This window comes from Roseburia inulinivorans DSM 16841 (assembly GCF_000174195.1).
GTDB classification, from domain to species: Bacteria; Bacillota; Clostridia; order Lachnospirales; family Lachnospiraceae; genus Roseburia; species Roseburia inulinivorans.
Window position 1 is genome coordinate 45108 of the sequence record NZ_ACFY01000152.1, and the last position, 11105, is coordinate 56212.

Annotated in this window: 13 protein-coding genes; 6 read left to right on the forward strand and 7 right to left on the reverse strand. The window is 41.0% G+C overall.

The genetic code is table 11. From position 1 onward, the window contains the following. Positions 1-83 precede the first annotated feature (83 nt). From ROSEINA2194_RS15780 to ROSEINA2194_RS15790, 3 genes are all read right to left on the reverse strand, one after another. A complete protein-coding gene (locus ROSEINA2194_RS15780; protein WP_172727144.1) occupies positions 84-674 on the reverse strand; it encodes a hypothetical protein in 591 nt (196 codons plus the stop codon). Between the two features lie 140 nt (positions 675-814). Next, positions 815-1372, reverse strand: a complete 558-nt coding sequence (locus ROSEINA2194_RS15785) for a hypothetical protein (RefSeq protein WP_172727145.1) — start codon at positions 1370-1372, stop codon at positions 815-817. Between the two features lie 247 nt (positions 1373-1619). Further along, positions 1620-1961 (reverse strand): hypothetical protein, encoded by a 342-nt coding sequence (locus tag ROSEINA2194_RS15790; protein ID WP_007889754.1) that lies wholly within the window; start codon positions 1959-1961, stop codon positions 1620-1622. Between the two features lie 247 nt (positions 1962-2208). On the opposite strand from ROSEINA2194_RS15790, the gene ROSEINA2194_RS15795 reads away from it, so the two are divergent. Continuing rightward, the gene (locus tag ROSEINA2194_RS15795) at positions 2209-3159 is read left to right on the forward strand and encodes a hypothetical protein (protein WP_007889756.1); all 951 of its coding nucleotides are present in this window, start codon (positions 2209-2211) and stop codon (positions 3157-3159) included. Between the two features lie 36 nt (positions 3160-3195). Here ROSEINA2194_RS15795 and ROSEINA2194_RS15800 read toward each other — a convergent pair whose 3' ends face one another. Then, entirely contained in the window at positions 3196-3354 is a 159-nt protein-coding gene (locus ROSEINA2194_RS15800; protein WP_007889757.1) for a ribbon-helix-helix domain-containing protein, read from the reverse strand. Positions 3355-3464: 110 nt separating this feature from the next. On the opposite strand from ROSEINA2194_RS15800, the gene ROSEINA2194_RS15805 reads away from it, so the two are divergent. The 3 genes from ROSEINA2194_RS15805 (at position 3465) to ROSEINA2194_RS15815 (ending at position 4830) form a co-directional block, all read left to right on the forward strand. Continuing rightward, positions 3465-3653 carry a hypothetical protein gene (locus ROSEINA2194_RS15805; protein WP_007889759.1) on the forward strand — a complete coding sequence of 63 codons (189 nt, stop codon included), beginning with the start codon at positions 3465-3467 and terminating at the stop codon, positions 3651-3653. 568 nt (positions 3654-4221) lie between these two features. Further along, complete coding sequence (locus ROSEINA2194_RS21345) at positions 4222-4542, forward strand: hypothetical protein (protein WP_172727146.1); 321 nt, start codon at positions 4222-4224, stop codon at positions 4540-4542. A 93-nt stretch (positions 4543-4635) separates the two neighbouring features. Further along, positions 4636-4830 (forward strand): hypothetical protein, encoded by a 195-nt coding sequence (locus ROSEINA2194_RS15815; protein ID WP_007889771.1) that lies wholly within the window; start codon positions 4636-4638, stop codon positions 4828-4830. Positions 4831-5077: 247 nt separating this feature from the next. On the opposite strand, the gene ROSEINA2194_RS15820 is transcribed toward ROSEINA2194_RS15815, so the two are convergent. Further along, entirely contained in the window at positions 5078-6277 is a 1200-nt protein-coding gene (locus ROSEINA2194_RS15820; protein ID WP_007889777.1) for a class I SAM-dependent rRNA methyltransferase, read from the reverse strand. A 15-nt stretch (positions 6278-6292) separates the two neighbouring features. Continuing rightward, a complete protein-coding gene (locus ROSEINA2194_RS15825) occupies positions 6293-6523 on the reverse strand; it encodes a hypothetical protein (RefSeq protein WP_007889781.1) in 231 nt (76 codons plus the stop codon). 43 nt (positions 6524-6566) lie between these two features. Between ROSEINA2194_RS15825 and ROSEINA2194_RS15830 the strand changes: the two genes are divergently transcribed. Then, positions 6567-7637, forward strand: coding sequence for a glycosyltransferase family 2 protein (locus tag ROSEINA2194_RS15830; protein WP_044928509.1), 1071 nt, complete (start codon positions 6567-6569; stop codon positions 7635-7637). 16 nt (positions 7638-7653) lie between these two features. On the opposite strand, the gene ROSEINA2194_RS20645 is transcribed toward ROSEINA2194_RS15830, so the two are convergent. After that, positions 7654-8988: an inositol monophosphatase family protein gene (locus tag ROSEINA2194_RS20645; RefSeq protein WP_172727147.1), complete on the reverse strand. Its 1335-nt coding sequence runs from the start codon at positions 8986-8988 to the stop codon at positions 7654-7656. 220 nt (positions 8989-9208) lie between these two features. Here ROSEINA2194_RS20645 and ROSEINA2194_RS15840 point away from each other — a divergent pair, with 220 nt between their 5' ends. Further along, positions 9209-10549 carry a butyryl-CoA:acetate CoA-transferase gene (locus tag ROSEINA2194_RS15840; RefSeq protein WP_044928512.1) on the forward strand — a complete coding sequence of 447 codons (1341 nt, stop codon included), beginning with the start codon at positions 9209-9211 and terminating at the stop codon, positions 10547-10549. Positions 10550-11105: the final 556 nt, after the last annotated feature.

An 11105-nucleotide genomic window follows, 5' to 3' on the forward strand; every position in this document is an offset into this window, starting at 1 on the left:
CAGAAGTGTCTAGGTAATACTTGCCTAGACATCTTCCCCGGTCTTTGCCCCTTGCCTTTGGCAGGGGCAAGCCGGGGAGTATGCTATCTGTCACTATGTTTCATTATTATTTCTTTAATATGTTTCTTCCAATCAACTATGTTGCGTATACGAGGATAAGCAACCTCATAAAGTGGGTGTCCGTCTGCTAATAGGCATCCTTCCCCTTGATGATAAATTTTGTCGGGTAATTCTTCCCCTGCAAAAATCATCCCCTTTTGCTCCTTACTCATTCTGCCAAGCCCCAGCATTATCATAAAATTATCTCTTGCTCCGTTTGAAAAAAGACTGGCATCTGCTCTCTGGGTTACTATCCATGTCCCATAGCCAATACCTCTGCCAAGCATCAAAATTTCCGCAATTGCTCCTAAAATATCTCCTGCTCTCTTTGTCTTATCTCTTTTGTCACAGAATGTCAGATAATTTATCATAGCAGGGTATTCGTCACACACTAGAAGATGCCGTGCTGTGCCTTGTCCTTGTTCTCTGGCATTGCAAAAACTTTCATAATATGCCATTACGCCCTCATAGCAATCATTACCACTGTAGTAATGTGGATAACCCTTCAAAAAAGCAAAATCTTCTGAGTTTTTAAAATCACAGAAATATACCTTAATATCTGGTTCATCCTGCAACAGGCATCCGAGAAGGTAAAGAAGTGCATAGGACTTCCCCGAACCACTTGAACCTGTTATTAATGCGTGGCAATGACTGCTTAACGGTAAGGCGAGGAGCACCGGCGGTTTTCCACCGGCTCCTGTTATATACCCCCATATCATACTGGATTGCTCCAGTTTGCATCCGGTACAGCGTTATTGTTATCTGCACCTTGCTGATTTAGTTGTATCTGATGCAGATATTCTGCATATGTCGGAGATGCAAACACAGCTTGAATAATAAAGGTATTTCCCACATCCTCTATTACATCAATACAAACTGCATCATACCAGTTTCCATATGCATCCATGTAGTTTTGCATTTGCAGGGTAGGAAAATTGCCTGCACCAATCAGCCTTGCACATACAGATTGAAACAGTGCTTTAAATTCCAACAGGTCTGCTGTCTGATACTGCATCCTTATATCTGCCTTATCCAGTTTATACTGGTAAAAACAAATATTATGCGCCAGTATGTAATGACCTCCCGGTATTTCTATTTCCTGTAAAATCCGTGGTACAACCGCACCAATATCCGGGGCTACGGTTTTTGCCGTCTGATACATGATGTTACGCATAATCGGGTATCCCCTTTCTGCCTGTACCTGCAGTTCTGCAAGAACCGGGTCAACTGTCGGTACATCCTGCACGGCACTTTCCGCTTTTTTCTTATCCATTTTTGATTTAACATAAGCATAAAGCCATAGGATAACACCACCAATCACGACCCATTCAATGTGATAGTTGATTAGGTAAGCTATTAACCATGCAAGGGAGCCCCCGAGCAGTACAAGCCCGCTAAGTGAACCCACAAAGAGCAGGATTATTTTCCATATGCTCTTTGTTTCTTTGTTTTTTCAAAACTTTCCCAGAACCAACTTATAGGAAATGTTAAGAGTGAAATTAGTTTTTCAAACAGCCATGTCATGCCATCACCTCCACTCCGTCAGCACTACAGGAGAGAGCATACTCTCCGCTGTTGGTGCGATAGAACTTTCCAGAAAGGTTTTTAAACTTAATCTTGACTTTTCCTTTCTGTAGATCAAGTTCTTCCGGTGTCATAACAGGCTTTGTACCGGGTACTTTTACAATAACTTTTTCAAAGTTATTTTCCGGAAATACCACTTCATATTTTATGTGTGTCTGTGTATCCATACGTTTACCATTTTGGTATTCATACCCAGGCAGTATCCTAAGCAAAATTCCTGCCGCATCATTACTTCCTGTAATTTGTAATGCAATTAAAGTTAAATCTGTAATATTCATTTTATTTACCTCCAATTTTTTTTCTGGTATACTTAATCTAAAACATGTTATGCAAAAAAGTTATTATACCTGCTGTTATCACCCCCCTTTAGGCGCCCTTTGTTTTTGTACACCCTCAGCGTACACCAAAAATAGACTATAAAAAGTCCTATTTCATCAATAACTTTTTTGGCTTTTTTCATTGCAAAACATGATATCTTGATATTTTGTTATACCAAAATGCATTATTAAAAGGAGTTTTTTAAGAATGAACAATCAGACTGTAAATGAATTGCAAAAATGTGCTAAACTGAATAAATATTTTTGGAATGGTTTATTCGCTGTAATTTATGAAGAAAGAAGATATGAAATACCAATAGGTGCATTAACCGCCGGAGAAGATGAAAATTATTGGATACATGAAACAATCTCAACAATAAAAAACTACTTATCATGTAAACATGTGTTAGATTTTTCACGATTTAAAGAATTTTGCAGTGGTATTCATTGTAATATTTTGGATAGACATTTTATAGAACTGCTTCCCCTTGTCAATAAAGCATATGCTTATTTGGAAGAACAAGATTTCACTAATGGAAAGGTATCCAAAAGCAAAAAGTACCGTCAAAAAATATTAGAGCAGGCGGACATGATAAATGACGATACTTATATGTTGGAGCAACAAATTGCACAAGACGAATGGGAACACGCAAAAATTTTAGAGATATTCAATGACCTAACCGAAAAAGAATTATCCTTGCTATATCTAGTTGCAGATGGTTACAAATATACACATGGATGCGATGATTTCTTTATGGAACATTTTTTCCAGTTGAACGAAAATGGACAGGCTTTATTCAAAGAGGCTCTTGAGGTTGAGTATAGCCAACAGAACAATTCCATCGACGATGAAATGTGCATGTTTTGCCGAATAATGGCAGTAGAAAAAAACACTAATATAAAAGCTATAACCCCGAATATGCTTTATGAAAAATTAGAGAAAATAGGATTTTCTTCACCCGAAGATGCCCAAAAACTAAAAAACTATAGATATGCTGAAACTGATACGTGGGTAGTATTAGAACTCTTCCACAAAGTTATGCTTGCATATGCAGACGAAAATATTGAAGATTTACCTTTTGGAGAAAAAGACTGCTTGCTGATACTGTTAAATTGGTTGGTAGATATTCCTTCATTGAGAAAACAATCAGCTATGTAAGAACTACAATAATATATTATTGAAAAGGATGCGCAATCACGCATCCTTTTTTGTACTCTGATTTTTCACATATTCTTTTAATGCCAAATTGATATACTGGGAAAAGGAGCGATCATCCTGTTCTGCCAATTCTTTAAGAACCTCAATCAAATCTGTATCCAATGTAATGCTCACTTTTGTTTTTAATGACTTCATAAGCACATCTCCTTTTTTCCTACAATATAGCAGTATTCACTATAATATATTGACTAATCGCTTAAAGTAGGATAAAGTAGGATTACAAAATTAAACAGGAGGTAATCAATATGAATATTGATCATGCGAGAAATTCCCCAGATTATGGAATTTTAGAAAGCTACATTGAGGACGACAAACGAGGACACAATCTAACAGAAGATGCTTTTAGGGTAAATCATGTAAATGAAATTATTAAACAGTCTCCCGAAGTTTGGAAGGCTGCCAAGGAAGACTTTGAAATATATCAGAATTGGTAACATACTACAGAATACTAATATACCCTCATAAAATAGGAGAATACCAAAATTAAAAGAATACTATCAATATTTATTTTAACAATGTTAGATTGTATATAAAACTATAACCACAAAGGAGAAGGTGGAATATGAAAAAAATTTTATTTTAGTAACAACAATGTTGACAGTATGTCTATCATTAACAGGTTGCCATATGAAGCACGAATGGCAGGAAGCCACCTGTACACAACCACGGACCTGCACTATAGGTGGTGAAACAGAGGGTGAACCTCTGGGACACACATGGGCGGACGCTACCTGTACCGAGCCAAAAACTTGTAGTGTATGCGGAGAAACGGAGGGACAACCTCTGGGACATACATGGATAGATGCTACCTGTACCGAGTCAAAGACCTGTAGTGTATGCGGAGAAACGGAGGGACAACCTCTGGGGCACACATGGATAGATGCTACATGCACCGAACCAAAGACCTGTAGTGTATGCGGAGAAACGAACGGAGAACCGATTGAACACGATGTCATTTATACAACGGGAAAATGCCGGGTTTGTAACCAACAGATAATCGAAGTGGAAGATATTAAAGCAGGAGATATTGAAAATTATTTCGATATTGCATACACGAGCACCGCTGAATCTCCTTGCACAATATCTGTAGAGCCTAAAGATGGAGGTTATAAGTATAGTAGTGGGTATATCTCTTTGAAGATATATCAAGGCGAAAAAAAGACGTACGGAAGTCCAGCAAAATATGCCAATACATTGCGAGAAACTACATCTATTAACCTTGATGAAAACGGATATGGCTCAACTGAAGTAACATTCCCCGATTATGGATATCATATTCGCTTTGAAATAGATAATGTCGCTATTCGTCGCTATAAAGAATAATCATCAATCATTACACACAAGAATTTTTACAAAATCGAATTACATTTGCCGTCTTGTTTTTTCACTTATGAAAAGGCTGAAGGAGGTCGGATAATGCAACCCACGATAGAGATGGAATTTGAATACGCCTACAATGTGTGGAAAAAAACAAAAGAGTTGGCTGATGAAACAGTTAAATCGCTAAAGTCATGTTATCAGCGCACTTCTGGAAAGGAAATTGATAAAGCATCACAAGCCTACCCTATTGAATTTCTAAATTATATTGATACTAGATTAAGAGACTTTTAATATCCTAGCAATAAAAGCTATTCAATCCAATACGTCAAACAAAACAAGGAGTGTTTCAAAGTACAATGAAACACTCCTTCTCCTTGTTCTTCTATCAGCACAACTACTTTCCCTTTTGATTTTACACCATTTACTACACCATCTTGTTAATAAATTACACCATTTTGCAGTAAGTTACGATACTTCTCGATTTTCTGAAAATTGCTGTATTCTGCATAAAATCAAGGTTTTCAGGAATTATGAAGCACTACTTCTCATCCACTACTTGAAAAATAAAGAACTTCAGATAATAGCTTTCATCCGCCGCCCACAAAATCGGATGATCCGGTGCCTGTGTACGGAATTCCACCTGACGGAGTCTCTTGTGTGTTGCCTTGGCAGCCTCTTTCACAGTCTTTGCGAGAAGATCCTGCGTCATAAAATGAGAGCACGAACAGGTGGCAAGATAACCGCCATCTTTCACTAACTTTAAGCCCTTCATGTTAATTTCACGATAACCTTTGATCGCATTTTTTGTCGCCTCGCGGGATTTTGTGAACGCCGGCGGATCTAAGATGACTACATCATATTTTTCTCCTGCCTGTGCGAGTTTTGGAAGTTCATCCAAAACATTTGCCTGACGGAAATGCACGGTGTTTTCCAGATGGTTCAATCTCGCATTCGCCTCTGCCTGGCTCACTGCATATTCGGAAATGTCAAGTCCGGTGACATCTGCAGCCCCGACGATTCCTGCATTCAGTGCAAACGTTCCCATATGTGTAAAACAGTCTAAAACTTTCTTGCCTTTGCAGATACGCTGCATGGCAAGACGATTGTATTTCTGGTCGAGGAAAAATCCTGTTTTCTGGCCATTCGCGACATCGACCATATAATGAACGCCGTTTTCCACGATCTCCACATTCGTGTCAAACGCATCCCCGATGAAGCCTTTTACTTTGGAAAGCCCCTCTTTCGTTCGCTCATTTGCATCGCTCCGCTCGTACACGCCGCGGATTTTGATACCGTCCTCTGCCAGAATTTCTTTTAAAAAGTTCACGATCGTTTCCTTGAACTGCTCCATGCCAAGTGCCAGACACTCGACCACGAGCACATCCTCATATTTATCGATCACTAAGCCCGGCAAAAAATCAGCCTCACCGAAAATAATACGGCAGGAAGAAGTATCTACGGTTGTCTTGCGGTACTCCCATGCATTTTTCACACGCATTTTCAAAAATGATTCGTCGATCTCCTGATCCGGTTTTCTCGTCATCATGCGGATACGGATTTTCGAGTTCTGGTTGATAAATCCTTTTCCCATCGGATATCCGTCAAAATCATGTACAGTCACGACTTCTCCGTTTTTGAACCGTCCTGTAATGGTGTCTATCTCATTGTCAAAAATCCACGCACCGCCCGCTTTGATGGTACGTCCTTCCCCTTTTTTCAATGTCACAATTGCACTCATGTCAGCTCTCCTTATTTAAAATCTTTCTCTCACTGTTTTTTCTGTCATTTCCACTCTATCGGCATATTTTAGCATGGTTTTCTGCGGTTCACAAGATTTATGATGACTCCACCTGATTTTCTTTATAATCCACGTTTGTAGTTTTATAAAAAAGTATTTCTCTTCTTGCAAAATATCTCCTGACTTACGATAATAAAGACAGGGAATGCTTTTTCGTGCTGTTTCACGAATTTGCTGATCTTCCATGATAAAACACTGGATCATTCTGATTTTGAAAGGTAAGACTCTTATGATAAAAATAAGTTTATGCATGATCGTAAAAAATGAAGCTGCCATCCTGTCCAGATGTCTCGACTCTGTCTGTGACCTAATGGATGAGATTATTATTGTGGATACCGGCTCCACCGACGATACAAAGGCTGTCGCAGCAAAATACACTGACCGGATTTACGATTTCGCATGGAACAATGATTTTTCTGCTGCAAGAAATTTTTCTTTTTCCCTCGCAAATATGGATTATATTTACGCACCGGATGCAGATGAGATACTGGACGAGGAAAATCGCAAAAGATTTCTTTTGTTAAAGGAAGCCCTTCTGCCGGAAATTGAAATCGTACAGATGAAATACCGCACCGTCTCTGAATTTAACACCGTTTTGAATGCAAGAACCGAGTACCGTCCAAAATTGTTTAAACGTGTCCGGGAATTTGAGTGGATCGATCCGATCCACGAGACGATCCGCCTCACACCGGTTGTATTTGACAGCGACATTGAGATTTTGCACATGCCACAGTCCATGCACCACAAACGGGATTTTTCCATTTTTGTGGACGCCTTCAACAGAGAGGGGACATTTTCTGCCAAGCTTCGCAGCATGTATGCAAAAGAATTATTGAAAACAGGGGATGAAAAAGATTTTGCGGAGGCACTTCCGATTTTCCGCCTGATATATGATTCCGGCACAGACACCGACGCACAGAAAGAAGCCGCCTGTGTGCTCGCACACGCCTACCGGATTGCCGGGGACACCAACCGCTTTTTCCAGATGACACTGCGTGATATGCTGTCAACACCATGCGCCGAAATCTGTCTTGAACTTGGAGCTTATTTTGAGGAAGCCGAAGATTATGAGGAAGCTTCCCTCTGGTATTATAATGCTGCGCATGAGACTTCCAGCATTTTAGATGTACACACGGGCGGCGATCTGCCGCTTCAGGGATTGATCCGCTGTTATGAGATAATGCTTGCAGCTTTGCCGGAGGATGATCCGTTTGCCGCACTTACCGCAAATCAATATGAAGAGGCTCTCGCCGATGCCAGGGAAGCACTCGCCAACTGGAATGTGCCGGAAGAATTATAATTCCTTGCGGAGTGTTTTACTCCAGTCTGCCACAGCGTCCGTTTGTGGCAAGAACAGAACACTTCTGCCCCAGAGTGACTGCGCCGCCCTCGACCGTTGTGACAACGCCGCCTGCTTCTTCCACGATCAGCGCTCCCGCCGCAAAGTCCCACGGACTCAGGCGCAGCTCAAAGTATAATTCTGCACGCCCTGCTGCTATGCTGCACAGATCGATCGCTGCGGAGCCGCTTCTCCGCACATCCAGCGCTTTCTTAAAGTATGCGTAAGCCATCTGAAATGATTTTTTGCTCAGTTCTTCGTAATACGGTGCTGTGCCAAATAATACAATGCCCTCAGAGAGCGGATTTCTGGAAACATGAATCGGTCTTCCGTTTAAAAATGCACCCTTTCCACGTTCTGCCGTGAACATTTCATCCAAATACGGATTGTATACAACACCTATATATTTTTCACCGTCTTTTGCCAGTCCTACTGAAATCGCACTCACATGATAGTCTTTGATAAAATTTGTCGTTCCGTCAATCGGATCCACAATAAATGCAAATCCTTTTTTGATCGATACGTGCACGTCATCTTCTTCCCCGACAAACACTGCCTCCGGAAGTATTTCAAGCAGCTTTTTCCGAAGGGTTTCCTGTACCTTTTTGTCATAGACTGTCACAAAATTAGCGTGTCCTTCCTTCGTCTCCACCATATCGGCAGTCCGCACTGCGTCCAGCATGATTTTTCCACATTCACACACTGCATCCGCAATTTTTTCCGCAAGTGTACGGTTCAATTTGTATAAAACCTGTGTTTCACGTTCCAGCCACGGAATTTCCGGTGCAAATGTGACCTGCTCTTTTATTTTCTGATCCATCTGTGCGATATATGCTTTCTGTAAAAAGTCATGCATCTTCTTCTGCTCTCTTTTTAATAGGGAAAGATTGCTCTGATATGCCTCCTCCACAGTCACAAAAGTTCCATGGAATCCCAGTTTTTCCTCGTAATCGTCCTGCACTCCCGGCGCTCTTTTATCGCTCATCAGCCAGCACTCGTAATAACAGGATTTCATCTGAAAATAACTTTCCGGATCCTCAGTATCAATGTTCTGCTCAAATGTTTCCCCGATTTTCACCCCGATATGGATATCTGTGTATCCTGTCTCCTCCGTGATCTCCCGAAGCAATGTTTCTTTTTCCGTCTCACCCTCTTCCATGCCGCCACCCGGGAATTTGTAATCACCGCGGTTGGTCTGTACCATAAGGATTTTATTTTGATAATGGATCACGCCGCGGACTGCGGTTCTTTGATTGATATGTACCGGTGTTTGCGGCAGTTCGTCCGTGATAAACTGTAATTGAAACTGCATATTGCTGTCCCCCTTCTGTAAACGCATATGTTTTGATGTTAAAAGCTTAAATGTATTTGCATAAAAAATCAAGATGCCTCGTCTTAAGCCCTTGTAAAACATCTCATAAAGTGTTAAAATATTAATTGATAATTTTTTAACAAACATTGCCTGTGTTTTTTATTTACCGAAAATGAAACACAGCATACATTTCATTCCAAATTTAGGGGAGGTATTTACAATGGATTACTCACAGGAATACAAACAGAAACTTGTTTCCGCAGATGAAGCTGTAAAATTAATCAAATCCGGTGACTGGGTTGATTATGGATGGTGCAATGGTACGGTTGACGTTTTGGATCAGGCACTGGCAAAACGTACCGATGAACTTAAAAATGTAAATTTACGCGGTGGTATTTTATTAAAACCGCTTGCTGTTTTTGCCCGCGAGGACGCCGGTGAACATTTCACATGGAACTCCTGGCATATGTCCGGTATCGAACGAAAACTGATCGCCCGCGGATGTGCTTACTATTCTCCGATCCGCTACTCCGAACTGCCTCGTTATTACCGTGAATCCTCATGTCCGGATGATGTTGCAATGATCATGGTTGCGCCGATGGATAAACACGGTTACTTCAACTTCGGGCCAAACGCATCCCATCTCGGTGCAATGTGTGAGACTGCCAAACATGTCATCGTGGAAGTCAACGAAAATATGCCACGCTGCCTCGGCGGTACAGAATGCGGCATCCATATTTCCGATGTCACATATATTGTGGAAGGAAACAATGCTCCGATCGGCGAACTTGGTGCAGGCGGTCCTGCCACTGATGTTGATAAAAAAGTTGCCCAGCTTATCGTAGACCAGATTCCAAACGGTGCATGTTTACAGCTCGGTATCGGCGGCATGCCAAATGCAGTCGGTTCCCTGATCGCAGAATCTGACTTAAAAGATCTTGGTGTCCACACTGAAATGTATGTAGACGCTTTTGTTGATATTGCAAGAGCCGGAAAGATCAACGGTTCCAAGAAAAACATCGACCGTTTCCGCCAGGTTTACGGTTTTGGTGCCGGCACAAAGAAAATGTATGATTACCTTGATGAAAACCCAGAACTTATGAGTGCTCCGGTAAGCTACACCAACGATATCCGTTCCATCGCAGCTCTGGATAATTTTATTTCCATTAACAACTGCGTGGATATCGACCTTTTCGGACAGATCAGTTCTGAATCCTCCGGTATCAAACAGATCAGTGGTGCCGGCGGACAGCTTGACTTTGTTTTAGGTGCTTATCTGTCAAACGGTGGTAAGAGCTTTATCTGCTGCTCCTCTACATTTACTGATAAACAGGGCGTTATGCATTCCCGTATCCGCCCGACTTTAGCAGAAGGTTCTATCGTAACCGATACACGTGCCAACACACATTATGTTGTAACCGAGTATGGTATGGTAAATCTGAAAGGACTTTCCTCCTGGCAGAAAGCTGAGGCATTGATCTCTGTTGCTCATCCTGATTTCCGTGATGAACTGATCGCTGAGGCTGAGAAAATGCATATCTGGAGACGGTCGAATAAATAGTTGACAGGAGTTTCCCTTAGGAACTGCCGCTTGCAGGTGGTGTTACGGATTTTTAGATTGAATTTTATAATTTAGGTTATGTACAAAATATTGCAGTCTGACATGTTTATGAAAACATGAATGTGAAATGGACGAATATTGTGTTTCGTTGCGTTAAACATTGCGATGAACCTCTCTGATCATTTGTGTTCAGCAGAAGCTTCCACAAATGGAGAGTTTCATCTCCATAACGCAAAACGAAAACAATATTCGTCCATTTTACATTCATTACTCCATAAGTTATGAAGCTGCAATATTTTGAATATACCCTCCATAGAAATTCAATTTAAAAATCCGTCAATCCAAGCTACGAGCGGCAGAAATCAAAGGTTAAACTTTGAGAGATATGCCCCTTACAATCGACGAATCACAAGACATTGAAAATACCTACATCTTGCCGTTACCTTCATAGGCATTCATCCCATAACCGAGAGTTCCATAACGTAAATTGCAGATTTTGTGGTGCATTCACAGCGTAAATTGGGCATGTATAAGCGCCCTTTCACAAGTCATTTGT

Coding starts and splice junctions, on each gene's coding strand:
- ROSEINA2194_RS15820 (WP_007889777.1), bottom strand. CDS start 6,277: ATGAGTGCAATTGTGACATTGAAAAAAGGGGAAGGACGTACCATCAAA.
- ROSEINA2194_RS20645 (WP_172727147.1), bottom strand. CDS start 8,988: ATGCAGTTTCAATTACAGTTTATCACGGACGAACTGCCGCAAACACCG.
- ROSEINA2194_RS15790 (WP_007889754.1), bottom strand. CDS start 1,961: ATGAATATTACAGATTTAACTTTAATTGCATTACAAATTACAGGAAGT.
- ROSEINA2194_RS15795 (WP_007889756.1), top strand. CDS start 2,209: ATGAACAATCAGACTGTAAATGAATTGCAAAAATGTGCTAAACTGAAT.
- ROSEINA2194_RS15800 (WP_007889757.1), bottom strand. CDS start 3,354: ATGAAGTCATTAAAAACAAAAGTGAGCATTACATTGGATACAGATTTG.
- ROSEINA2194_RS15785 (WP_172727145.1), bottom strand. CDS start 1,372: ATGGATAAGAAAAAAGCGGAAAGTGCCGTGCAGGATGTACCGACAGTT.
- ROSEINA2194_RS15815 (WP_007889771.1), top strand. CDS start 4,636: ATGCAACCCACGATAGAGATGGAATTTGAATACGCCTACAATGTGTGG.
- ROSEINA2194_RS15840 (WP_044928512.1), top strand. CDS start 9,209: ATGGATTACTCACAGGAATACAAACAGAAACTTGTTTCCGCAGATGAA.
- ROSEINA2194_RS15830 (WP_044928509.1), top strand. CDS start 6,567: ATGATAAAAATAAGTTTATGCATGATCGTAAAAAATGAAGCTGCCATC.
- ROSEINA2194_RS15805 (WP_007889759.1), top strand. CDS start 3,465: ATGAATATTGATCATGCGAGAAATTCCCCAGATTATGGAATTTTAGAA.
- ROSEINA2194_RS15825 (WP_007889781.1), bottom strand. CDS start 6,523: ATGGAAGATCAGCAAATTCGTGAAACAGCACGAAAAAGCATTCCCTGT.